The organism is Butyricimonas faecalis (genome assembly GCF_003991565.1).
GTDB lineage: Bacteria > Bacteroidota > Bacteroidia > Bacteroidales > Marinifilaceae > Butyricimonas > Butyricimonas faecalis.
Genome location: NZ_CP032819.1, coordinates 909,390 through 935,213, shown reverse-complemented (window position 1 = coordinate 935,213; position 25,824 = coordinate 909,390). Strand labels below are relative to the sequence as shown.

Genomic DNA, 25,824 nt, shown 5'->3' with positions numbered 1-25,824 from the left:
GATATGGCACCCAAGACAGAACAGAAGATATATGTAGGCATCGGGCTGGACTTCGAGACCGGAGGGCTGGACTGCCGTGAATGCGCCTGTACACAGATCGCCCTGCAAGCCGTCCGTTTCGACACATGGCAGGTATTCGACCGCTATCAGGCGTATATCGCCCCCTACGGGAAACAGGACGCGGGGCTTCCCCGACGCAAGGTGTTGCGTACCCGCCATGAACAGGCGAAAGAACCGGAATATGTCCCGATGAAGTACGAACAGACGGCATTGGACTATTCCGCCATTACCATGGAGATGCTGCGCACACAGGGTGTGGACATGAAGAAAGTCGCCGGAGAAGTCATCGCCTTCGCCAAACGCAGCACCCTCTCGAAGGGCTATCAGTGCAAGCCCGTGCTGGTCGGACAGAACATCGCTTTCGATATCGGATTCCTGCAACAGCTGATGAACTATGCCGGACTGGCCGCCGAGTTTGAAAAGACCTTTTCCGGTACCAAGGACTATTACGGCAACTTCCAGCCGCACTACATCGACACGCTTGTCATGGGACGGTTGGCTTTTGCCGCTGATCCGGAGGTTACTTCGTATAAACTGGAACTGGTAGCCTCAAAATTGGGGGTGGAACTGGACGATGCCCACGATGCGGCTGCGGATGTGACGGCCACGCTTGACATCCTGGGGGTCTATACCTCCCGTCTGCGCCAGACGGAAGGGGCGGCAATCGCTACACAGAAGAAAGAGAAAACCCGTAAATATTTCAAGATATGAGTATGGACACGAATAAGGAAGCCCAAGGCATTGACCGGGAACAGATTCCCGAGACCATTACATTCCGTACGGCGGACCGGATGACCTACGGGGCGCTGGGCTATGACGGGAACGAACTGATGGCGTTCATATCGGGCTACGACCTGGAAATCAAGTTCAACCTGCGGCTCATCAACTCGCTAGCGGATGCGGAGGCGTGTGCCGATGCGTTGGCCCAGGTATTCTATGACGCATTAATGGAGCAGTTGCTCAATGAAAAGGCGGATTTTGTAAAACCTCCGGGATACAAACCCGCTACTCTTTCAGAAAAGGAAGGAAGAACCGATGTCAGACAAGATAACGAACACGCAGGATAGGCCGGAAGAGAAACCGCTCACGGAGCAGGAACTGCAATTCTGCAACCTCTATGTGAACGGCGGGCTGGAATATGCCGGACGGCCGAAAAAATGCTTTGTGGAGGTATTCGGTGAGGATACGGTGAAGAACCCGTATGCTTCGGCCAATTACCTGATGAACAAACCGCATGTGCTGGCACATATCAAGGCATTGCTCTCCTCGGAACGGTTCGAGATGGAGACGATGGCTGTAAAGCTGCAGGTGACCGAGACTCTCAAGGCAATCATGGACGAGACGGCCACTTCGGACTATACAGACCGTTTCGGTGTGCCGCTCTCTCCGGCACCGCTCAGGGCCGTGTCGGTCAATGCCGCCAAGGCGCTGATGGATATCTTCCCCATCAGGCACAAGGAGGAGAACCGCCTGCGTATCGAAGGCAGCGACGGCAATGTTATCTTCAATGTAATCGTACCCCAAAATCCTGTAAAAGATGGCGAAGCGGAAACGTAAAATCACTAAGGAAGAAATCGCCTGGTGGGTCTATCTGGCGATGATGATCGCGCTTGTCATCTATGGGTTCCGGGATAGTGCGGCAGCCGAGACTCTGCTGAGGGCTATCAGGGACGCATTCTCACTTTTAATGGAATAAGATATGGAACAACTCAAAGAATTTGTAATGAAGTACTTCAAGATCATTGTCGTGGTACTCTCGTTCTCGCTGACACTGTACATACAGCATGTCAACAACACCGCCCAAATTGCAGAACTGGAAACCAAATGTATCGGTTTGGAAGTGGAAATCAAGAACCAGTATGACCGTATCAACGCCATGAAGCTGGACAAGTCCGTGTTCGAGGCAACCATGATGCAGCTCAACACGGTACAGAATGACCTGCACGAAATCCGTGCCGATATCCGTGAACTTCTCAAATGTCAGGGAACGCACAAATAAAAACATTACCGGTCATGATCAGGAATGCATACATTACCATTATCGCTTCTCCCGAACTCTCGGAAATGAGGTTGGAGGAGTTGGACGGTTACCGCGGGCTACTTGTGGAAGACCTGTCACTGGCCAGGAAAAAGAACCGTGGCGGACTTGTTTTGCTGGAAAAAACCTATATGGATGAATTCCTATGGTTCATCCCTGAAGAATCAATATCTTATGAATAGACTTAACAAAACACTTCTGATAACCGTACTACTGCTCGGCGGTATCCTCTGGTTGCAGCACCGACGGACAATACGCCTCACGGAAGAACGAGACCGTTTCCGCATGAATAATACCGCCCTGCTTTCTGATGTGAAGCGGATGCGGATTGATTCAGCGACGATGGCCGTCGATGCCAAGGCACTGAAGCTGACCATAGACGAGTATAAGGAGTTTCGGGCCGAAGATGCCGAAACCATCAGGCGGCTCGGTGTGAAAATCAGGAATCTTGAAGCAGCGGCTCGGCATGAAGTCGAAGTGAAAGCTCCGATAGACGCCGCTATCCGTGATACACTCATTGTTCGTGATACCATTCCGCTACTGCGGCAGAAAGTGGAGATGGTTACGCCGCATATACACTTCAGCGGACTGATTGAAGAGAACCGTCTCAAAGGAGACATAAAGATACCCGTGACACTCAACCAGGCTGTATGGGTGGAATACAAAGGATGGTGGTTCTGGAAGAGGGTCAAAGCTATTCGTCAGGCCATATCCAGCAACAACCCGCATGTGGAAATTAGGTATTCGGAGTATATACGCATACGGTGACAGAACGTGTGTCTTTTATATGTGAAAAGTTCCTATCGCGTCGGTGCGTTAAGGGACTTTTTGCTTTTAGATGTGTTAAAGGGCGATGAATGTTTATGCAATGGTTCTCTATGGGGTTAGTTTTCAGGCGAAAATTTAAATTAATAAATATATTCATGGCAACAATAAAAGTTAAATTCCGTGCCTCTTCCGTCGAGATGAAGGAAGGCTCGCTCTACTATCAAGTGATTCACAACCGTCTGGTAAGACAAGTGCATACCGGCTACAGGCTTTTCCCTTCGGAATGGGATGCCGGCATTTCCGAGGTCGTGGTGGCTTCCGGCACAGAAGAGGGACGCAGGAATTACCTGCTCTCCATGAAGACCGCCATAGCAGACGATCTGTCCCGGCTCAGAAGTATCATCGCACGACTCGAACGTTCCGACACGGGATATACCGCCGACAAGGTGGTGGAATTGTTCTCCTCTCCGGCTGACTGTGGCGGTTTCCTTTCCTTTGCACGACAACTCATACAGGAACTGAAAAAGATAGGCAAAAGGCGCACGGCCGAAACGTATACGACCGCCTTGAACAGTTTTTTGCGTTTCCGGGGCGAGCGAGACCTGCTGTTCGAGGAGGTGGACTCCAACCTGATGGTGGAATACGAGACCTTTCTGAAAGGTATCAACGTCTGCCCGAACTCCTCCTCTTTTTACATGCGCAACCTGCGTGCCATCTATAACCGTGCGGTGGAAAGGGAACTGACCGTACAGCGCTATCCCTTCAAACATGTCTACACGGGCGTGGACAAAACGGTGAAACGTGCCGTCCCGCTGAAAGTAATCCGCCGGATACGGGATCTGGACCTGACGCTCAGTCCAGTGCTGGATTATGCGAGAGATCTGTTCATGTTTTCATTTTACACCCGGGGAATGGCATTTGTGGATATGGCTTACCTGAAAAAGAAGGATTTGCAGAACGGGGTGCTGAGCTATCGCCGTCAGAAAACGGGACAGCAGCTTTTTATCAAGTGGGAGAAACCCATGCAGGAGATTGTCGACAAGTACGATACGTCCGGGACTCCTTATCTGCTGCCGATCATCCGGGATATGGATACGGATGCCCGAAAGCAATACAAGAACGCCGCCCATCTTGTCAATGACAAACTGAAAAGAATAGGCCAGCAGTTAGGGCTTGTCATACCGCTGACAAGCTATGTTGCAAGGCACGCCTGGGCTTCTATTGCAAAGAGCAAGAACATTCCAATCTCTACCATCAGCGAAGCGATGGGGCACGATTCGGAGAATACCACGCGTATCTACCTTGCCTCGTTAGACACATCGATTGTTGACAAGGCCAACAGCCTTATTCTAAAATCACTGTAATCGGGGGAAGATTTGCATAATACCCGCACAACACCGGTACGAATGGTAAAAAAGCCATCCGAAAAATGGCTATAGAAACTGAAAAGTTGTGCAATTTAAAACATCTCTTTTTAAGAGAAGTATTTGGAGGTGCAAAGATACACAAAAATCAAATAAGTACTTCATGATTAATGAAATTTATTGTCTGTCAGAATAAAAAAAACAGATGAGCCGTTAAGCAGACATTTGCAATTTGTTTAGTAAAAATTACCGTTCAAAAAATAAACAGTAGAAAACCAAGCCTTTTCCTGAACGGTATTTTTCTTAAAAAGAGACAGACAAGAGACGGAATGATTTGACAGGAATCATACAACCGAAAAACGTTTTGCTAAACTTCAGAAAAAACATTGGAGTTTTAAAAAAACAAGTCGTTGAAATAGTGCGGGTAACTCCCGACAACGCAATAAACTGTTGAGTATTTGCCCGTTTTTCTCCGAAAGAGAAGTATTTAACAGTGCAAAGATACGTATTTTATTGATAATAACGGCATAAACGGCTTGTTTTTTAAGTCTCAATCCGAGTTCTAAACCGGTTCTACTTCAATGAATGTTAAGCATCTCCAATTACTTGAACCGAAAACAATCTGTTTTTCAGCCACTTATCATCAATATTATGTATCACTACTTCTCTTTCGGAGAGAAGTGGCGTTTTTGGAGTTGACGTGCCGGTTTTTCCGGCCCGAATGAGATAACAAGAATAAGGAAAATATGAAAAAATTGATCTTCGGTGTTTTTCTTGCGGTTTGTTGGTGCACGGGCACTGTCAAAGCGCAGGATATCGCAGTAAAGACCAATCTATTGTATTGGTCTAGTACCACGCCCAACTTGAGTCTGGAATTTGGGCTGGGCAAACGCACGACCCTTGACCTCACGGGCGCCTACAACCCGTGGACGCTGAATAAGGACAAGAACAAGAAAATCAAACACTGGATGGTAATGCCGGAGTTCCGCTACTGGCTCTGTGAACGCTATAACGGTCATTTCTTCGGCCTGCACAGCGGCTACGCGTTCTACAACATCAGTGGCGTGAGAATCCCGTTTCAAAGCAAGTCCACGAAGGATCACCGTTATCAGGGTTGGGCTACGGGTCTCGGATTGTCGTATGGCTACTCGTGGATTTTGGGCAAACGCTGGAACCTCGAAGCCACGCTCGGTCTGGGCTACGTCTACACGCAATACGACAAGTACGAGTGTGCCACTTGCGGCAAGTTCAAGGGCAACAAGGACAAGCATTATTTCGGCCCGACCAAGGCGGGCATCTCCCTGATATACATAATCAAATAACAATGGAATGACTATGAGACGCATATACATCCTATTATTGCTGATATTGGCATGTTGTCCCATGATGTTACATGCCGAAAATGAAACCAGTTACCTGTCTTTGATCGGGATTCGTCAGGGAGGGGTTGTCAAACAGGGTCGCACGGTAGAGCTGAAGATGTCCGTCGATTTGAGCAAGGCGAAAATCCGTACGCAGCACACCGTGGCGCTGACACCCGTACTCATGTCGGCGGACAGTAGCCGCGAAATAGCCTTTCCCCCGATAGTCATCGACGGCAAGACCCGTCACAAGGTTTACTTGCGGGCGCAGCGCCTCGAAAGCGTGGAGTTCCCCCCTTTCCATAATGATTCCGCACAGGTAATCATACGCCACAGCAGCAAGGAGCAGCATTACGATTATGCGGCCACTGTGCCCTACGAGCGTTGGATGCTCGACGGACGGGTCGAGATCCGCGAAGAGGTACACGGTTGCGTGAACTGCGACAAGGGAAAGGCGGAGCGTCCCCTGTGGGCGGGCATACTCCCTGCCTATGTTCCCGATTACAAGCTCGACAGCATAGCCCCTGAACCTGAACCCGTGAAAGTACGTGCCGAAACCCGCACCGCCCGGTTACAGTTCCGGCAGGACAGTTATAATATATTGCCCGGATTCAAGAACAACCGTGCCGAACTGGGCACCGTTTCCAACTCCATCGAGCTGGTAAAGAAGAATACCGACGTCAAGATTATCGGCATCTACATCACAGGTTACGCCTCTCCCGAGGGTAGCATGGCGCACAATATGACCTTGTCCGAGAACCGTGCCAAGGCACTGGCCGACTATATCCGCCGCCACGATGCCATATCGCCCGACATGCTCCACGTTGACTGGAAAGGCGAGGACTGGGAAGGTTTCGTCCGTGCGCTCGGCGACTTCCCGAACCTGCTCAAGCGCGACGAGGTGTATGAAATCATCGAACGCTATCCCGACGAACGGGACTTCTGCGAGTTGCAGCTCCAGAAACTCGTGCCGCCGACCATTTACCACAGGCTGCTCACCGAGATATACCCCGCGTTGCGCCGCAACGAGTACCGCATCGAGTACAACGTGCGCAACTTCAACCTCGAAGAGGCTCGCCGCATGGTCGATGAGCGTCCCGACCTGTTGAGCCTGTCGGAAATGTACAAGGTGGCCGGTTCCTACGGGAAAGGCACGCCCGAATACGACAAGGTGATGGCCACCGCGGTACGCTATTTCCCCGCTTCACCCGCCGCGCTCAACGAGAATGCCGTGAACGCCATCTCCCGCGAGGAGTATGCCGCGGCAGTAGAGTTGCTCGAAAAATCGGAAGTCACCGCAAAATCTGCCGAGTTACTGACTACGCTCGGCGTGGCATACGCCGGAGCCGGACAATACGACAAGGCGGAGGACGCGTTCCGGCGTGCTGCGGAGGCAGGCTCGGAGACTGCCCGGCATAACCTCGAAGAGGTGCGGCAGGTCATCGACCAGTTATAGACAAAATCCATAAATGAGATGTTATAAAAAACCTTTTTACTAATTTTTAAAACAACAAAAAAAATGAAAGTCAAGAGTTTTTTGTTGACAGCTTTAGCTGCTTCAATGACGTTTGTTGCATGTGACAACAAAGACGATGAAATGGGACAGTTGGACAACACCCCAAAGAGTGTAAGTATTGACCTGTCTAATGTGATTCCAGTAACCAGAGGCGCCGGCCAAGCGATAAAAGGCAACCCAAAAGTTTCTTTGGCAGATTTACAGGTATTCTTTACAGACGGAACTTCCCTGTATACAGGAAAAACAACCGAAGGAACTGATGCGGAGCATTACTTCAGCACTAAAGACAATTTTGACAATCGTACAGATAAGGTATTCCATTTTTTACCTGCTGAGGTGAACAAGGTAATCGTTGTAGGTAACAACGGTGAAAAAATAACTGCAACTACTTATGCACAGTTAAAAGAAGAACTGTTAATCGCCGAACAGCAAGATCCGGATGATCTTGACCTTTATAAAGAAGTTGCATTGACTTCTGTGATCGGTCAAGACAAATTTGGACACCCGCTTTACAAAGCGGATGTAAAGCTTGAACCGCGTGTATCCAGAATCGAAATCGGTGCATTCAAGTATAAGGCTCCTACTGAAGGTCAGCGTAAGTATAAGAGCATTGAAGTTCAGCAGGTCATGTTGAACAACTATTTCGAGAAAGCAGACAATCAGACGGGAATAGCCAATACAATAAACAATTCTACGATTACAGAAGCTACTGTATTCGGTATTTTCGAGAAAGCTGCTCAAGCCGATCCTGTGTGGTATAGCGATGTATTTAAAGAGACAGAGACTCCTACAACCACCTTGCCTTTGGTTACATTGGATGAAACAGCACAGTATGAGCATACTTACGCAGATGGGAATGTACGTCCTGCATATCACTTCTTTCCTAAAGATGATGCGATTGGCAGTACTAACCATCCTCAGATACTTGTAAAACTGATTGGTACAACAGCTGAAAACACCAAGGTTCCTCTTTACTTGGCTACCAATACATTCACCCCTGCTGTTACAGCAAATTTCGCCAAGATTTACGTTATGAACTTTGAATTTGACGATACAGACTTGGAAAATCCTCAAAAATGTGTGGAGGTAACTGTTGACGTCATGAGCTGGGATGTAGTTCCTGTCACACCTGAATTTTAATTGATAACCCGATAGGCGGCAGGGCGAAAGTTTCGCCCTGTGCCTATCTTTAACACTTCAATCACATATATATGAAATTGACGAATATTGTTTTCTGCCTGACGTTGCTCGCCGGAGCTGCCACATCCTGCATCCGTGAGGATTTGGACGACTGCCTGAGCACGAACACGCTGTTGCTCAGCTACAAGGGTGACGGCACCACGGAGATATTCCCCGACAAGATCTGCCGGGTGGAAATGTTCGTATTCGATGCAGAGAATCGATGCGTCAATTCGAGTATCTTACCAGAGGAACAGGTTAAGGGCCGCACGGCCACGCTTCCCCCGCTCGCTGCCGGAGACTACCGGATTGTCTGTCTGGGGAACACCCACCACACGAAGGTCGATGGCATCGCCTCGGGCGATTTCGGCCGGATGCTTTTTGCCGCCGGGGATTATTTCGACGAGAAACAGGTTACCGGCAACGATTCACTTTACTATGCTACGACCTCTTATACCGTACTGCCTTACAGCGGTGATGAAGAGGCAAACCAAACCAAAACCATAGAGTTCGCCAGCTCTCACTACGATCTGTCGGTGGAAGTGGCCGGAGTTCCTGCCCCGGGAACCCGCGCAGGCTCGTTGCCTGTGCTTGAGATATGCGGAGTCTCGCCCTGTACCGATTTTGAGAATCGGGCCTGTGGGGAGGCAACCGACTATTTGCTTGAAACCGAATACGAGGCCGGAAAAGCGTTGCTCACGGCCCGTACCAACATAATGCGTCACAAGGACCACGAGAATGTGAACATCCGCCTGAGCGCCGCCCCGAACGGGGAACCGCTGGCAGAAGTCAACCTCGCCAGGTTCCTTGCCGACAATCCCGTCATAGACTGTTCCAAACACGAAGTGCTCATCCCGATACGCATCGAGTTCAAGTCGGGAGAAATCACGGTAAGCGTACCCGAATGGTACATCGAACAAGTGAAACCTGAGTTTTAGACCGAACCGAAAAGAATATGCTGAATACAAGAAAAATATTATACTGGGCAGTTACAGCAGTATGCTGTGGCCTGTTGCCGTCCGGATGCGTCAAGGAAGATGTCGCATCGCTTGGGGAACGGCACGATGTGGCAGTGCGGCTCAACGTAGGGACACGCGCTGTCGGCGAAACCGACGGCACACCTGCCGATGTCGAGTCCGCCATCCATACGCTTCGTGTCTATGCTTTCGTCGGTGGCCGGCCTGCGGGACATCACTTGGTAGAAAACGTGGAAAAACTTCCGCACACGTTCTTCATGGATCTCACTTTCTATTCGGTCGCTGAACAGAAAGTGGACTTCTATGTCGTGGCAAACGAGAAAGCCATGGAAGCGGAAGGACCGGGTGCTCCCGCGCCTTTGTCACCGACCACAACGGAAAGTCAGCTGAACGGATACTGGTTCGCCAATCTGAATTCAGACATAGAAACATACGGTCTTCCCATGTTCTGCAAACAGCCTGCCACAATCGACTTCACAAAAGTAAAGGGAGAATCCCCGAATGACCCCAACCACGCCGGGCATACATTGCTCGATTACAACATCACGTTCGAGATGCAACGGCCTGTGGGCAAGCTCGGCGTATTTGCCGCCAAGCCCGAAGGCGAGACCGGCGACTTGCGGATAACGGAGCTGACCATGCTGGCTTCCGGTATACGTACACGCAATTACCTCATGCCGCAGAGCGAAGAGACACTAAAGAAAGTAACGGGTATCAAAGGGGACGTTTCTCTTGAAGTCATCAGCGGAAATGTTGCCAAGACCTTGCCTTCCGGCATTTCCGATACCGAAAGAAAGAATCCCGCGAACTATACCCCCGTGCAGAACTCACCTTTCTATCCGTTTGAGAATCCGTGGGGCAGCACTGCATGGAGCGTCAAAGGAGACGAGGAGGGCAACATTCTCCGGATTGGTTACACATACGGCGAAGGAGATGCACGTACCGGGTTGGTCTATCTGCCCCCGATTAAGAGGGACCACTATTACACAGTGTGCTGCCTGATGCACAACGACGGCAAGATAACCGTTGAATATACGGTAGCCGACTGGGAAGGCGTAACATACCCGCTTGAATTTGACTATCCGACTTACGACAATCCCATCACACCGGCGAACGGCACTCCGCTTCCCGGAGAAAGGAAATATCCCCAGCCGACAGTCTATTTCAATTCAGATCCTGATTCCCCGCTCGGAAGTTACTCTTTTCATTTCAAGATAACAGGCCCTACCGGACAGACCTGGACTCCCACGTTGCTCGACAATCCCGGGAAATTCGAGGTATCGGTTTTCCAGCACGGGCAGAAGATTGAAGATGCCGACAAGTTGGTGGCGTCCCCGGATGTTTATGAAATACGGGTCAAGGCGCTGTCAGCCGAAAATGTAGGCGAAACCGTAAGCCTTGGTATCAGTTATAAGCCGACCTGGAGCGACGCAAGTTCGCTGTTGCTGATTAACGGACGGAACGACGACCTGAAATGGGAAGGAAGTAAGCTTGCCGAGACTGTCGTGATAAAACAAATAGAAGTACCTCAAAATTGACGAGCTATGAAACAACTATTATATCATATTGTTTTCTGTTGCTTGACGTTATTGTGTCTTACCGCCTGTGACAAGAATGACACCCTGCCCGTTTCCGGGCCGGAGGGAGACGGTAACAGTATCATACTCGACCTTGCATCCACATCGTTACCCGTAACCCAGGCAACCGTGGATGCTACCGGTTCGGAAATAGCGGTCGATCATCTCGATGTGCTGATTTTCAGGGAAGACGGAACGAAAGAATGGCACGAACGGGTAAATGGCAGTACCGGGGGCAGCGGTAAAATCACCCTGTCGGCCCAAAGAAGCGGTTTCACTGCGAGAGAGGGATACTGGGTATATCTGATAGCCAACAGTACAGCGGATGCCGGTGTCTTCGAAGCCGAAACTTTCAATCTGGCCGGTCTCAAAGGACTGATGCAGGAAGACGAACGTATCCATGTAACCGGACTGGACGTCACCGGTGCACCGCAGACATTCCTGATGGACGGTATAGCCTACCCGAAAGGGACGGACGAACCTGCAACCGCGGCACCGGTCGTGCTGAACAACGGAAGGGAAGCTGACGACACGGAACTGCAGGTGGTGCTGCGCCGTGCTGCGGCCAAGATTGTGGTCAAAATAAACAAGGGCAAATACGTGGAGTTCGGTGACACTCCGGTAGGTCATGAAGCAGGATACTACCTGCGTAACATGCCTTACACCACCTCTGTGGTACCACCCGAGCATATGGATGAAGACCATGCCGGACTGAGAACCCCCGACCTATTAGGCAGTGGTAATTATTTTAATTGGACCTCCAATGTAATTACCGTGACGGCCTATGCCTATGCCCATGTTTGGGAAAACGCAAGTACCCTGGAAAAGGAGACGCGCCTGATCGTAAACATCCCGATGACCTATACCCCTCATGATGAGACGGGTCCTACCGGAGACGCACAATTCTTGGAGAGCAGTTATTACCAGATTCCGGTCAGCGCGAGCAAGGAACTGAAGCGCAATACCTGCTACAAAGTCGAGGTTACGGTGAATGCACCTGGAGGCAGCAACCCGTCAAAGCCGGTTGAGTTGACAGAAATAGCATATTCGGTGTACGACTGGGAGAAAGAACTGATAAATGTCGGTGGTGAAGAAGACCGTCCGGCATACCTCACGCTGAACAGGTACGAGATGGAGATGCATAATACCCAAGATGATTACGCGACCCTGCAATTCGCATCTTCGTCGGAGGTTACCTCGAATATCAAGGAGGTATATTACATCGATAAGTTCGGGCAGAAAAAGATTTTGGAACGGAATCCGGAAACCGGTCGGTACGGGGAGAAATACACTACAGGAGGCTGGTGGCCGACGACACATTGGAAAAATACATGTGATATTAAAGTCACGCCGGATGAGAATATTAACGGAAATATTCATGTACATAGCACCGTACCCGAAAATAACACGATACGATACATCGAGTTCGAAATAACGAATAACGAAGGGATAACCCGTCCGGTGAAAGTAATCCAGTATCCGCTGGAATATATCACCAATATCCAAAGTTGGTATTCGTACCGCGATGACTTCAAAAACGGGGATTCTAAACCTACTACTTATGAATATAAAGGCGACCGTATCGTTGGGGTAAGTTATAATTCTCGAAATGGCAATTATAGCTATCATACAAGTCGCGGTAACGGATTCTGGCGTTCAAAGGTAGCAAGCAGGCATAATAATGACGGAAGTTCGGAAATCGATTACTACTACTATGGTAATTATGCTAATAGACCCAGTACGAGTTCGGCCGAGACTGGCAATGCCCGTATGTACCATGTTCGGATTACGGCATCGTCCGGTGATTATACATTGGGGCGCCCTCGTATAACCAACGGCTATACAGACCCGGGAGCGGACAATGCCCGACTGGTTTCCCCGTCATTTATGATTGCATCGCGTTTGGGCTTTGTGAATACTAGCGAAGGAGGGGTATCTTGGGGGCAAGAGTATGCATTGGAAGTAGCCAGAAAGCATTGTAATGAATATGTGGAGGTCTATAAAGACGAACAAGGAAAGCCGGTTGTCTTGGATGATTGGCGATTGCCCACGACTGCCGAATTGGAGATTATCATGAAATACCAGGGAACAAAAAATGAAGATGCCGATGCTATCGACTACTTGCTGAATGCCGATTATTATTGGAGTGCCAGTGAACGTGTCCGTAATAGCAAAGGCTCTTCTTCGGGAACTTCAATCCGCTGTATACGTGATAATTTTGATAAGAAATAACGAAAAAGACAGGATATGATGCAAAGATTGATACATACAACCATGGCTCTTGCCGCGATAGCTGTCCTGCTGGTCGCTTGCCGACAGGACGAGTGGCTGGAGACATTACCCGCAGCCCGCGAAGGCTACGTGGCGCTCCTGTTCAGTGCGGACATTCCGGACATGCAGGAAGTGGCTACCCGTGCGGTAGATCCCGACGGAGGAGGCGTGCAGGATATGACGCTGTTCTGTTTCGACAGTTACGGCCTTTTCATCACGACCGTAACGGCAGATGTCAAGGCTACAACGGTTGCCGCAGGTACGTTCAAAGCCGAGGTGCCCGAAAACACCCGGACCGTGCATTTTGTCGCCAATCAGGTGATGACGGAGTTTGAGCAGGACCAGTTCCGCAACAAATCGGAAGCGGAAGTGATGGCACTGCTCGAAGGCTCGTCGGGACGCATGATTTACTGGGCGCGCTTCGCCTGTGACAATTCCACCGAGGAACAGAAGAAAAAGACCATTGCCGACCAGATGGCCGCCGCAGGAAACCAGATAAAGATGCTCCGGAACCATGCCAAGGTTTCCGTTTCCAATCCGGGTAGCCAGTGGTTCACCGCAACCGGTTTTGCCGTCTGTAACACCAATGCTTTCGGTACGGTGGCTCCGTTCCATCCGGAAAAAGGTTTTGATTTCGACGAGAGTGACTGGCTTGCCGACGACTTCGTTACACTTCCGGCCAATGATGCCAAGCTGAGCGATATTACGGACGTGACCACCGATATGGGACAATATATTTTCGAGAGCGAGAACAGAGCGGATGACCCCGTCAGCATCATCCTGCGCGGACGCAATGCGGGGGATACGGAAGAACTGTATTATCGCGTGATGCTGGTGAAGGAAGACGGAAACCAGATACTCATTCGCCGGAACCACGATTATCAGTTGAATATTACGGGCAGGCTCTCTTTCGGTCAGGCTACTTTTGCCGAAGCGTTGGAGGCGGCAGCCACGAACAACGTGTGGATTTCCATTTCCGACAAGGTGAACGAGGTGGAGGATAATGACTATATTCTCACGGTCTCACAAACCGACCATGTCCTTGGCGCAGAATATGCCAACGAGCTTTATACGCTCTCATACACCATAAAAGGCAAAGGAAGAAAGGAGATAACGGATTCAGACAAGGCGGATGTGACGTGGATAGACAACCATGTGGCCCGACAGGGGATTGCAAACAACTTCGTAGTCCAAAACGGTGTAGGCGAAGGTTCCATTTCCATCTCCCTGCTTCCTATGGGGGGCAACGAAAAATTGGAGGGTACCTTGCTCGTGAAGCACGGACGGTTGCAGCGTAAGATCAAGGTCATCATGGTGAAGGAGCAGTCGTTTGTCCCCTCGTGGGTGGGTACACAGATTTATGGAGGAATGGACGGGACAGACCCCACCAAAAACCGTTCGCACGTGACGGTGATGTTTACCGTTCCCGAGACCTGCCCGGCGGAACTCTTCCCGATGAAGGTCTACATATCCGTCGGGGGACTCGACATCCGTCCCGAATCGGGTATGGCTCTTACAGTGGTTAGTAACGGAGAGAAAGAGTGGTACAGCAGCGGTGACATCACTCCGGAACCGGATTACAAGTATATCTACACCGTAAAACAACCCGGCGTGCAACGTGTCTATTTCGAGAACGTCCTGTCTCAAGACGAAGACTATCAGGGAAGGCTCTATATCGAGGCGGAACACTTTGAAACCATGGAACGGGTATTTACTTACTCGAACAACAGAAACTCCATCACGGTAACCGGTCTGAATACCTGTAATGGAAGCGGAGGAGGTATCGAAGGATATCCTGAAGACGAATTGATTCTTTACCGCCTGGTTCCGCAGAAAAAACATGCCAATGTGCAATTCGACCTGCAGTTGCTCACGAAAAAGGGAGACGGAATAGATGTTTCCGGACAGGGAACACCGTTCAATGCAGGAGTAAAGGATGAATTCCTGCTCTATTCACAATTTTTGGATTATTATGAGGATGGAGAAGAGGACAAGGCAGGTGTGACTGCATTTGATTGTGAATTTTATCCCAATGAATCGAACAGTTGGTGGCAAGCCAACAACCCCCAAGGTGGCCGTATGCTGATGTTCAAGCCACGTCCTGACGTGATAGATCAGACGGGTGAGAATGTTGGGAAATATTCAATCTATATGAAATCCAGCCGTCCCAAAAGTGCCGAGGTTGTCCGTATTGCCTCAAACGTATCCGGCAGGGATGCTGTGTTGGACGCAGACAACAACGGAGTCGACCAGGGATATGGCGGCAATTCTTACCGCAGCGTCACTTTCGAGCTGGCAAACTACAATCCGTTCCGTTTCGGGGCAAGGCTGAAGTATAACAACAATGAATGGGCCGGGCAGGAACCGGACAATACTCCGACTGCGGACGTACCCGAACTTATCACCCCTTTGGAATGGACATACGAACCCGGCAAACCGGTAGACATCGCCATCGACATAACCAGTTTTGCCGGTTTTGACAAGAAGTCCGTGGATCCGTTCGGCGAGGAGTTCGAAATCTATATCGACGCGCCTATGCTGGCATTGGGCAACAATCCCGGTCTGGACAACAAACTCTATGAGGTAAGTCCGGGACGCTTTGTCTACAAGGTGGATGCGGATCGTGAGAAGGAACGGAACTACTTCCCGGGTACGCAAGTCGTCAATCAAGACAATACTCCTAATGCAAACGTGAACCAGTCGGGAGAACGCAAGACGCTGCGTTTTACCACGAAAAGCATCGTGAGTGCGGGGGACATCGTCATCTCTTCCAACGAGGAGCAGGTAGTGTTCTACTCCAAGACGTTCCGTGTAACGAACCGGTCGATGGGCGGAAACATCCATTATACAGATGAAACCGGAAGTCGGAAACCGGTGCCTGCCGGTGCATTCGTTGCGTTCGAGCGTGTCAGCAACAGCAGCCGTATCGGTGCCGTAACCGTGACAGCCGAAGGCCGGTACGAACTGCGCCTGCGCAAGGAGTACTCGTTCGACTGGTATACCAATCCGGTACAGTTCCATTACGAAGTGGATGGCAAGGTTTACCACCGCACGTACAATAATCTGGCAGAGCTGTTCGGCAGTCAGGAAAATGTGGAACTCACGTTGGGGAACTGATATTCTGAATGATACAAACGGAAACTCCGGGCGCTTCTACGTTCGGAGTTTTTCATAAACACGATATACAATGAAAATTTTGAATCTTACCTTTTTTGCGTGTCTCTTCTGTGCAGGAATCGCATCCTGTTCATATGCCCAGCGGCAGAAGAAGACCAAGGAATTCCGTCTGCCTGACGTGCCTGTCACGCTGACGGCGCCCGAAGACCGTGCCGCCTATCTTTCCCTGCATTATTGGGACCACTTCGATTTTGCCGATACATCACTTATCTCCCGACCTGAAATCACCGAGCAGGCCTTTGTCGATTTCCTCAGCATCCTGCCCTATACCAATCAGGCACCGGCTGCCGTTGACACCCTTTTCCGCCGCGCCGCAACCGGACAGGAGATGCTGTACCACTTCATCGGGCTGAGTGACAAGTACCTCTACGAATCCAACTCACCCATGCATGACGAAGAACTGCATATCCTCGTATTGCGGGCACTGCTGGACAATCCCCGCCTGTCCGATACGGACAAGGCACGTCCCCGCTACCTGTTGGAAATGGCCATGAAGAACCGTCCGGGAGACGTGGCGGCGGATTTTACCGTCACCTGCCGGGACGGCAGGCACAGGCAGCTTTCCGGCATAAAGGCCGATTACGTGCTGGTCTACTTCAACGACCCCGATTGCGAGGACTGCCGCCGGGTGAAGGAATTGCTCTCCTCGTCCCCGGTTGTGAACGGGCTGTTGGAATCCGGTCGCCTGAAGCTGCTTTCCATGTGCGTGGAGGGAAAGACCCCCGCATGGGAAAAGGAGGATTTTCCCAAGAACTGGATCGACGGCTATGACGACGGGCAGCGGCTTACCCGTGAACAGGTGTACGACCTCAAGGCGATGCCGACCCTTTACCTGCTCGATGCGGAAAAACGGGTGATACTCAAGGACGCTTCGTTCAAGCAGGTGGAAGAATGGTTGTCCGGAAAAAACGCTTCATGAATGGAAACCGATGAAAACAACCGGAAAAGACAGTAAAGAAAGCAACCGTTTCAGGGGCGTCAGGCCGGAGACGGAGGAGAAATACCGCCGGGCGATTGAAATGTACGCTTCCACGGAGCTTTCCGGCCGTGAGATATGCCGTATCTGCGAAGTGACGGAATCGGGATTCCGGTGTTACCTGACCAAGTACCACCGCGAACTTGTGCTGGCCCGTTACGCCATCCTGTGCAGCAAAGAGGAGGCCGGCCACATCAGGTTGGGACAGCTGCGGGGACAGTTGCCCGCTACCCGTGCCAAGTACAAGGACGCTATCGAGGCGTGCGGAAGCATGGAGCATATCAAGTGCAACGTCTCGCAGATTGCCCGTAAATTCGGGTTGGAAGGCACGAACCTGGGCAGGCAGCTGCGCACGCATTATCCCGAGATAATCGAGTGGCGCGAGAAGGTACGCGAATGGCTGGGGATCGGTGACGGGCTGCTGCGCGGCACACGCCGGGCCTGTAAGGAGCAGTATGCCGAAGCCGTGAAACTGTTGCGTCACAGCCCGTATGTCACGGTGCAGGAGGCCGCCGATTCATGCGGGGTTTCCTACACCGGCCTGGAACAACACCTGTTGTACTACCACAAGGAACTGGTAAAGCGGCGTATCAAGATACGCGAAAAGGCTCTACGCAATCAGCGGAAAGGGGAAATCACCGGCAGGGGTACCGTTCATGCCCCCTCGCGGGAGACGGCGGACAAGTATGCCGAGGCGGTGCGCCTGTATAGCACGACACCCATGTCAGCCGCGCAGATAGCCAAGAAGACGGGAGTGTCGAGAAAGGGATTCTACGAACACCTGCAAAGGTGGCATCTGGACCTGATATGCAGGCGGAAGAATATCCCCTACGAGGAAGGACAGCCCGTGGACTGGTCTAAAGTCCGGAAATACAATCCTGCAACAAAGGCCAAGTATGCCGAAGCCATCCGTCGGCTGAAAGAAAGCGGACTGCCGACAGCCCGGGTGGCTGCCGAGTTCGGGTTACAGCCGGAAGGCTTCCGTTCCTACCTGAAAGAACACGAGCCGGAACTGTATGCCCGGCAGGGAATGGTCAGAACGGATACTGGCGGTATGGTATCCCGTCGCAGTATGGAGAAATACAGCGAAGCCATAAGGTTGTACGCTACTACAACCGAAAGCGTGAAGTCGTTGGCCAGGCGGTTCGGATTCAATGACTGCCCGTTTCGGCAATTCATCAAAAGGAATTTTCCGGAACTGGTCGAACGACACAAGGAACTTCTCCGGAAAGAAGGGATAAAGGATATGTGATAGGCTTTTGTATGCCGATCCGTTGCGGAATGATAAACTGTCATAGACAGCCTGCCCCTCACCAATAATCATCAGGGAGATATAAACATTCATCTCGTTTTCCCTGTCTTTTAATACCGAGTGTTATATAAAATGATCGGATAACGATTTTGGCCCAACGCCACTGACTACTTTATCCACTTGGTTATCGTTTCTTGGGGCACGACCAAGTATCATGAACATTTTTCAGTATCCGGTTGCGACAAATACTACATTCTTTCTTGAAATACTGTTGTTGGGGAGCCAACATCATGCCTGACTCATAAAAACAAGGTATCTATATACTAACACCCTTCCAACTTTGTTATACTTTCTCTGGAAACAGATAAAGTTAAATTACTTATTATCTGTTTGGGAAATAGAATTTTCCCTCTGTTTATAAAGGAGACAAGCAATTAAATGAGTGTAAAAGAAGATTTGCTCATTATCTGCTAAACGTAGCCCATTTGAAATCCGTTCGGCTTCACTTAGTACGAAGTGACAAAAATTTGGCATGAAATCAAGTATTCCGTTCATGCCCTATAAAGTGGTACATAATCACCTTCTGCTTTAATATAGATAATAAGAAAACGTCTAATTCTTTTCAAGAGAAGTATTAATACGCACAAAGGTATGAAAAAAACGTGAAAGTTATTAAGAATAACCCAAAAAAATCTTTGAACAAATCTTCTTGGAAAGGAATAAAGTTTCGTGAATTGAAGTAAATGTTAAGCAAATTAGCCTTTTTATCTTAGTAATACATTAATAACCAAGCTTTTCAATTCTAATACTTCTCTTGAAAAGAGAACTATCGGAGACAGAATAATTTTGATAGAAATTATGCGGCTGAAAAACTTCCTTAACACCTACATGGGCACGAAGGAACTTTGAAACGGCAAGTTGTTGAACTAAGTAGATAATAGACTTGCAAAGCAGATAAGATGTTGAGCGTTTGAATGGTTTTCTCCGCAAGAGAAGTAGTAATAATGCAAAATTACATAATTTATTGATAATAGCGGCATAAAACGGGTAGTTTTTTTAGGATAAACCAATAGTTTAAAACTATTTACGTCAACATTTGCTGAGCAAATCTAACTTTTCCCAATTCTATTTCATCTGTTTATCAGCCAGTTATTATCAATATATCACCTTACTACTTCTCTTGCGGAGAGAAGTAGCAAAAAATGGAATCAAAAACGGTTTTGGATTCCTTTTGCAGGTGTAAAATAACAGAATCTTTTATAGCAAACATAAACAGATGTATAGACACGGGGAGTTACTCTCCCAAACTTTTGAAAAGAATGTTTGTAACTGCTTGATGTATAATACGATATGCAATCATGCAGGATTAGAAGAATTGTATTAACCCCCAAATATGGCTGTTTCGGAAGGAGAAAAGCAGATATGTTGGTACGTGATGCGCGACCTTAAACGGGCCAATGCCAAGCTGCCCGCATACAAGCAATTGTCGAACGAGAATTTTGAGGTGTTCACTCCCATGAAAGAGCAGTTGAGTGTTCGTGGCGGCAAACGGATTCGGGAAGACGTTCCCTTTATTCGGGATTTGTTTTTTGTCCATGGTACACGGGAAGCTATCGATCCGTTCGTGGAGAAGTATTCCACGATACAGTACCGTTTCCAGAAGGGAGGTGGTTACAAAAATCCGATGACTGTTGCAGATAGGGACATGGAGCGGTTCATACATGCCGTAAGCGTATCGAAGAATCCGAAATATTATCTTCCTGGCGAATTGACACCCTCTATGTGTGGACGGCACATCCGTATTGTGGGCGGCCCTTTGGACGGTTATGAAGGAAAATTGCTGACTGTACGCGGGTCGAAAACAAAACGTCTGTTAGTGGAACTGCCTGAGTTCTTTTCCGTAGGGGTGGAAGTCAATCCTGAATATATCAGACTATTATAAAATAGCGATATGTAAGTATGACCGATTCGATTTTGGATGATATATGGTCCAGAGTTAAAGCGGTGTTGCATTGATCATGATATGTCGGACGATCTGCAGCTTCGGTAGAATAGGATACACTAGTCACTCCATGAATTGAATGCGTGTATCCGTCGGGACGATACCACCAGGAAACGCTCCGCCATATTGTACTGGATAAAGCTGTTGGTTGACGAATACGTTTTCCGTTGCCGAGATTATAATGATCCCGGCAAATTGGGACGTTTTTTACCATTGCTTTACCGTATGGCAAACTCTGCGTGATAGTCAAAATATAAATGGCTGTATAGCTGCGTACGATACGGGACATCCTGTCAATCTATGGGTAAAACAAGAGTTCTTTTCCAGAAAGGAAGCTCATGGGGGCTATGTATGCTGTAATCTGACTGACAAGTGTGCTGAATGAATCCCTTTTCAGAAAATTACGCGTGGGAGAACACTTCGGATATGCAAAATTGAATATACGCTAATTTACAACAACGGATGAAATATTTTTGAAAGTAATGAATGATTATAACTCTGGAGCTGAACCTTGCTGGATACCATTGACGGAACTCATCGAAACACGCTTGTTCGACATCATTCGTACGGAAGATATAACCGGACGATTCATCCGTTTATATGGAGCAGGTGACTATTGGCACGCATTCGAAGAATCCGCCTACCAGTTGAGTCAGTTGTTCGGAACGCACGATGTAACCGTACTCAGGCATAAAGTTTATCCATTTCCCGTTTTAATGGCCAGCATCTCGGATGACGAACTCCAGGCTTACGGCAAGAATCACATCTTCAGAAAGAAAGTATCAGGGTACAGGGAACTTGTCGGGATGGGAATCTCGATGAAGCGGTACAAGGAATGGCACAAAAAAGAGGTGATGAAATTCTCTTCTCTTCCATGACTTTGCACAAGTAAAGAACAAATTCTGACATAATATGATTTTTTGGATAGTTAATTGCAGTATTGCATTCCTGATCTGTGTGTTCTGTGCGGGTATCATCATTCCCCAGATTTTGTTGATCGCTTTCCGCAAGCGGTTATTCGACCTTCCCGACGAACGGAAGATTCATCATTGTGCCGTGCCCCGGTTGGGCGGCATCGCATTCAAGCCGGTAGTGTTTTTCACCGTAGCCTTGTTGCTGGGGATCAATATGGTTATGGGGCATTCGGAGATGTTGTCCGAAATCGAGAACGATGTTCGGCCCTTGGCTTTCGCCTTCTGCTCCATCATGGTTCTGTATCTGGTTGGCATGGCCGATGACTTGATCGGCATCCGTTATCGAGCCAAGTTCGTTATCCAGATTCTGTGCGGCATGATGCTTATCGCCGGTGGTATATATATCGATAACCTGTACGGCATTCTAGGCATTCATTCGGTTCCATTATGGCTGGGGTATCCTCTGACCATTCTGTTCGTGGTCTTCATCATCAATGCCATCAACCTGATCGATGGCATTGACGGACTGGCTTCCGGGCTATGCAGTATTGCCTGTTTGCTTTATGGGTTGACTTTTCTTATGTTTCACCAGTATATATATGCCATGCTGGCGTTCGCCACATTAGGGGTGTTAGTGCCGTTCTTTTATTACAATGTTTTCGGGAATGCCGAGCACGGAAAAAAGATTTTCATGGGTGACACAGGCAGCCTGACCGTTGGCATGATGCTCTGTCTTCTCAGTCTCAAGTTGACTATGTGTGGGACAGATGATAATACGGTACATATAAATCCGATGGTGCTGGCATTCTCCCCGCTGCTGATTCCTTGCTGTGATGTGGTCCGGGTTTATCTGCATCGGGTACGCAACGGAAAGAACCCGTTCTTGCCGGATAAGAACCATATCCACCATAAACTACTTGCTGTCGGAATGCAGCAGCGAAGTGTCATGATTATCGTCATATCCGTATCGACCGTATTCATACTGTTTAATATTCTTCTCTCCCTTTATCTGAATGTAAACTGGATCGTACTAGTCGATATCCTGATATGGACTTTCACCAATATCCGACTGACGAAACGTATCGGACAGCTTCAGTCGAGACAGGCAACCAACAAATAAAAATCAATGAAATATGAAAATCAGATACATTTTACTCTTATTGACCGTGGCTTCCCTGCTAGGATCATGTGCCGCGCCGAAAGTCGCTTATTTTACGGACCTGAAACCGGGTATGGCAGAGCAGGTTCTTAATCCATTGGAAATCAGGGTACGTCCCGAAGACAAGATTTCCATATTGGTCAACAGCAAAGACCCTTTGTTGATGGACCTTTTCAACCTTCCGATTATATCCCGACAAATCGGTATAAGATCAGAAGCATCCAACAATCAAGGAATGTCAGGATACACGATAAACAAGGATGGAAATATCGATTTTCCCGTGCTGGGGCATATCCATGTGGCGGGAATGACACGCGAGGAGATTGCCTTGTGCATAAAAGAAGAGTTGATCTCGAAAAACCTCGTAAAAGATCCGGTAGTAACAGTGGAATTCATGAACCTGACCGTTTCCGTGTTGGGTGAGGTCGCCAACCCCGGACGTTTCAATATCGACAAGGACAGGCTGACGCTCCTGGACGCTTTAAGCATGGCCGGGGACCTTACCGTCTACGGGAAACGGGAGAACGTGCTGGTACAGCGGGAGGAAAACGGCAAAAAGACCCTGTACCGGGTCAATCTGAATTCGGGATATGACCTTTATGCTTCTCCCGTGTACTACCTGCAACAGAACGATATTGTTTATGTCGAACCTAACTCGGTCAGGGCAAGACAATCGACAGTCAATGGGAACAACGTGCGGTCTACCTCTTTTTGGTTATCGTTGGCCTCGCTGCTGACCACCATTACCGTGTTGATCGTGAAATAAATATAGAATCTGATATGGCCGTAAATCAAAAGAATACAAAACCGGGACAGCCGGATGATTTCCTGCGGATACAGGATCTGTTGTACCTGTGCCTCGCGAGGTGGAAGTGGTTCGTCCTGTCTTTGGCGATAACGACAGGTGTTGCTGCTGTCTATCTGCTGTGTACCCCTGCCGTATATACACGCACTGCTTCGGTGTTGATCAAGGAGGATTCCAAAGGCAAGTCGGTTTCCCCGGATCTGGAATCCTTTTCGGAGTTTGGGTTGTTCCAGTCCAGCACCAATGTAAATAACGAACTCATCACCTTTCAGTCGCCGGCTTTAATGACCGAGGTAGTTAAACGATTTCGTTTGGATATGAATTACTTCGTTCCGGGGAAATTCCACCGTCAGGTGGCCTATGGACTGACATTACCAGTGGATGTAACGATAAGTGACTTTCCTGAAAACGAATCGGCTGGGTTTACATTGGAAGTACAGCCAGACAGCACATTACTCTTATCCGACTTTACACGTAACGGGACGGAGCTCGACGGAAAGGATATAAAGGGCCGCTTGCTCGACTCCATCACTACGCCATTAGGGAAAATCATTATCCATGCAACCCCCAATTATGTGAAAGGCGAGACATACACATTGTATGTAGGTAAATCCAGTTTGTATGATGCTGTAAACTCCTGCTCGTCCAATCTGTCCGTTTCATTGAATAATGAGAAAGCGTCAGTTATCGACCTGTCATTCAGGGATAATTCTGTACAACGGGCGGAGGATGTATTGAGCATGTTGATTTCCGTTTATAATGAGAACTGGGTGAAGGACAAGAACCAGATCGCTATCAGCACCTCGATGTTCATCAACGAGCGTTTGGGCGTAATCGAACAGGAACTGGGCAACGTGGACGAGGACATTTCATCCTACAAGTCCGAACATCTGTTACCCGACGTGCAGGCGGCTTCGAGCATGTATATGGCGCAGAGCAGCCAGACGAATGCGCAGATTCTGGCTTTGAACAACCAGCTCTACATGACCCGCTACATCCGGAACTATTTGTCCAATGACGCCAACCGTACCCAACTGCTTCCGGCCAATTCCGGCATTGAAAGCGCCAATATTGAATCGCAGATTGCCGAATACAACAAACAACTGTTGCAGCGCAACAGCCTGGTTGCGAACAGTAGTACGGAAAATCCGCTGGTCGTTGATATGGATCAGGCCCTGGCATCCATGCGTGGGGCGATAATCAGGTCTATCGACAATCAGATAGTAACCTTGAATTCGCAGATAAAAAGTTTGCGGCAGACGGAGCAACAGACAACATCACGTATAGCAGCTAACCCTACACAAGCCAAATACCTGCTCTCGGTGGAACGCCAGCAGAAGGTAAAGGAGGCTCTTTATTTGTTCTTACTGCAAAAGCGTGAGGAGAACGAACTCTCACAGGCATTTACGGCCTACAATACCCGTATTGTTGCCCCGCCCCACGGTAGCATGTTGCCGATGTCACCCGTGCGCAAAAACATCTTAATGGTCGCGTGTGCTTTGGGACTGCTTATTCCGGTAGTCATTATCTTTATATGTGAGAACATGAATACCCGTGTACGGGGAAGAAAAGATCTGGAAAGCGTAACCGTACCGTTCATCGGTGAAATTCCGCTGTTCACAAGAAAGAAGAAAGGAATATTCAGAAAGAAACCACAGGAAGTCAGGGCCATTGTTGTCAAGGAGGGCAGCCGTGACATCATCAACGAGGCATTCCGTGTATTGCGTACCAACTTGGAGTTCATGACTGGCAAGGATAAGGCATCGAATGTCATCATCGTGACCTCGTTCAATCCGGGCAGCGGCAAGTCGTTCCTGACCATGAATATCGCCGTGAGCTTTGCCATTAAAGGGAAGAAAGTGTTGGTAATCGACGGTGACCTGCGTCACGGCTCTGCGTCATCCTATATCGACTCTCCTACCAAGGGGTTGAGCGACTATCTTGGCGGCAGGATTGACAATCTCAATGAAATAATTGTCACCAATCCGAAACAGAAATATCTGGACATCCTTCCTGTCGGCACCATACCTCCCAACCCCACCGAACTGTTGTTCGACGACCGGCTGAAACAGGTAATAGATACCGTAAGGGAACAATACGAATATGTGCTGATTGACTGTCCGCCCATCGAACTGGTGGCCGACACGCAGATAATCGAGAAGCTGGCTGACCGTACTATTTTCGTGGTTCGTGCAGGATTGCTTGAACTGAGTATGCTTGCTGAACTGGAGAAAATCTACGGGGAGAAAAAATACAAGAACATGTCCCTGATCCTGAATGGAACCGAGGGAAGCGGTGGTCGCTACGGATACCGTTATGGCTATCGGTATGGTTATCACTATGGTTACGGTTCGGAATATCACTATGGTTCCGATGAAAAATATATAGAGTAAATCGTTGATTATCAAGCAATTAAATACGGAGTAAG

Annotated in this window: 22 protein-coding genes; all 22 read left to right on the top strand. The window is 48.9% G+C overall.

Features of this window, described 5'->3' with window-relative positions; translation table 11 throughout:
- Positions 1-3: 3 nt before the first annotated feature.
- The 22 genes from D8S85_RS03940 (at position 4) to D8S85_RS03835 (ending at position 25,789) form a co-directional block, all read left to right on the top strand.
- Positions 4-771: a 3'-5' exonuclease gene (locus D8S85_RS03940; RefSeq protein WP_008860772.1), complete on the top strand. Its 768-nt coding sequence runs from the start codon at positions 4-6 to the stop codon at positions 769-771.
- The gene (locus D8S85_RS03935) at positions 768-1,127 is read left to right on the top strand and encodes a hypothetical protein (protein ID WP_009316565.1); all 360 of its coding nucleotides are present in this window, start codon (positions 768-770) and stop codon (positions 1,125-1,127) included. The genes D8S85_RS03940 and D8S85_RS03935 overlap by 4 nt, the downstream gene beginning before the upstream one ends.
- A complete protein-coding gene (locus tag D8S85_RS03930; protein WP_009316566.1) occupies positions 1,096-1,617 on the top strand; it encodes a hypothetical protein in 522 nt (173 codons plus the stop codon). Before D8S85_RS03935 ends, D8S85_RS03930 begins: the two co-directional genes overlap by 32 nt.
- Positions 1,598-1,756: a hypothetical protein gene (locus tag D8S85_RS21420; RefSeq protein ID WP_008860769.1), complete on the top strand. Its 159-nt coding sequence runs from the start codon at positions 1,598-1,600 to the stop codon at positions 1,754-1,756. The genes D8S85_RS03930 and D8S85_RS21420 overlap by 20 nt, the downstream gene beginning before the upstream one ends.
- A gap of 3 nt (positions 1,757-1,759) precedes the next feature.
- Complete coding sequence (locus D8S85_RS03925) at positions 1,760-2,059, top strand: hypothetical protein (protein ID WP_004322861.1); 300 nt, start codon at positions 1,760-1,762, stop codon at positions 2,057-2,059.
- A 14-nt stretch (positions 2,060-2,073) separates the two neighbouring features.
- The gene (locus D8S85_RS03920; protein WP_127074812.1) at positions 2,074-2,280 is read left to right on the top strand and encodes a hypothetical protein; all 207 of its coding nucleotides are present in this window, start codon (positions 2,074-2,076) and stop codon (positions 2,278-2,280) included.
- Positions 2,273-2,866, top strand: coding sequence for a DUF6549 family protein (locus tag D8S85_RS03915; RefSeq protein ID WP_127074811.1), 594 nt, complete (start codon positions 2,273-2,275; stop codon positions 2,864-2,866). Before D8S85_RS03920 ends, D8S85_RS03915 begins: the two co-directional genes overlap by 8 nt.
- Positions 2,867-3,021: 155 nt before the next feature.
- Entirely contained in the window at positions 3,022-4,230 is a 1,209-nt protein-coding gene (locus D8S85_RS03910; protein ID WP_127074810.1) for a site-specific integrase, read from the top strand.
- Between the two features lie 746 nt (positions 4,231-4,976).
- A complete protein-coding gene (locus tag D8S85_RS03905; RefSeq protein WP_127074809.1) occupies positions 4,977-5,552 on the top strand; it encodes a DUF3575 domain-containing protein in 576 nt (191 codons plus the stop codon).
- A gap of 13 nt (positions 5,553-5,565) precedes the next feature.
- Positions 5,566-7,047 carry a DUF3868 domain-containing protein gene (locus D8S85_RS03900; RefSeq protein ID WP_127074808.1) on the top strand — a complete coding sequence of 494 codons (1,482 nt, stop codon included), beginning with the start codon at positions 5,566-5,568 and terminating at the stop codon, positions 7,045-7,047.
- Between the two features lie 63 nt (positions 7,048-7,110).
- Complete coding sequence (locus D8S85_RS03895) at positions 7,111-8,247, top strand: hypothetical protein (protein WP_127074807.1); 1,137 nt, start codon at positions 7,111-7,113, stop codon at positions 8,245-8,247.
- Between the two features lie 71 nt (positions 8,248-8,318).
- Complete coding sequence (locus D8S85_RS03890; RefSeq protein WP_127074806.1) at positions 8,319-9,224, top strand: FimB/Mfa2 family fimbrial subunit; 906 nt, start codon at positions 8,319-8,321, stop codon at positions 9,222-9,224.
- Between the two features lie 269 nt (positions 9,225-9,493).
- The gene (locus tag D8S85_RS03885; RefSeq protein ID WP_240648833.1) at positions 9,494-10,801 is read left to right on the top strand and encodes a hypothetical protein; all 1,308 of its coding nucleotides are present in this window, start codon (positions 9,494-9,496) and stop codon (positions 10,799-10,801) included.
- A gap of 6 nt (positions 10,802-10,807) precedes the next feature.
- Positions 10,808-13,072, top strand: a complete 2,265-nt coding sequence (gene fimD / locus D8S85_RS03880; RefSeq protein ID WP_127074804.1) for a fimbrial tip adhesin FimD — start codon at positions 10,808-10,810, stop codon at positions 13,070-13,072.
- A gap of 15 nt (positions 13,073-13,087) precedes the next feature.
- Complete coding sequence (locus tag D8S85_RS03875; RefSeq protein ID WP_127074803.1) at positions 13,088-16,228, top strand: hypothetical protein; 3,141 nt, start codon at positions 13,088-13,090, stop codon at positions 16,226-16,228.
- 70 nt (positions 16,229-16,298) lie between these two features.
- On the top strand, positions 16,299-17,207 hold the full coding sequence (locus D8S85_RS03870) for a DUF5106 domain-containing protein (protein ID WP_127074802.1): 909 nt from the start codon (positions 16,299-16,301) through the stop codon (positions 17,205-17,207).
- A 10-nt stretch (positions 17,208-17,217) separates the two neighbouring features.
- The gene (locus tag D8S85_RS21745; RefSeq protein WP_240648829.1) at positions 17,218-18,516 is read left to right on the top strand and encodes a hypothetical protein; all 1,299 of its coding nucleotides are present in this window, start codon (positions 17,218-17,220) and stop codon (positions 18,514-18,516) included.
- A gap of 1,393 nt (positions 18,517-19,909) precedes the next feature.
- The gene (locus D8S85_RS03855) at positions 19,910-20,458 is read left to right on the top strand and encodes a UpxY family transcription antiterminator (protein WP_127074801.1); all 549 of its coding nucleotides are present in this window, start codon (positions 19,910-19,912) and stop codon (positions 20,456-20,458) included.
- A 542-nt stretch (positions 20,459-21,000) separates the two neighbouring features.
- Positions 21,001-21,396, top strand: coding sequence for a hypothetical protein (locus D8S85_RS03850; protein WP_127074800.1), 396 nt, complete (start codon positions 21,001-21,003; stop codon positions 21,394-21,396).
- A 34-nt stretch (positions 21,397-21,430) separates the two neighbouring features.
- A complete protein-coding gene (locus D8S85_RS03845; RefSeq protein WP_004293533.1) occupies positions 21,431-22,552 on the top strand; it encodes an MraY family glycosyltransferase in 1,122 nt (373 codons plus the stop codon).
- A 13-nt stretch (positions 22,553-22,565) separates the two neighbouring features.
- Entirely contained in the window at positions 22,566-23,357 is a 792-nt protein-coding gene (locus D8S85_RS03840; protein ID WP_004293532.1) for a polysaccharide biosynthesis/export family protein, read from the top strand.
- A 14-nt stretch (positions 23,358-23,371) separates the two neighbouring features.
- Positions 23,372-25,789, top strand: coding sequence for a GumC family protein (locus tag D8S85_RS03835; protein WP_004293531.1), 2,418 nt, complete (start codon positions 23,372-23,374; stop codon positions 25,787-25,789).
- Positions 25,790-25,824 lie beyond the last annotated feature (35 nt).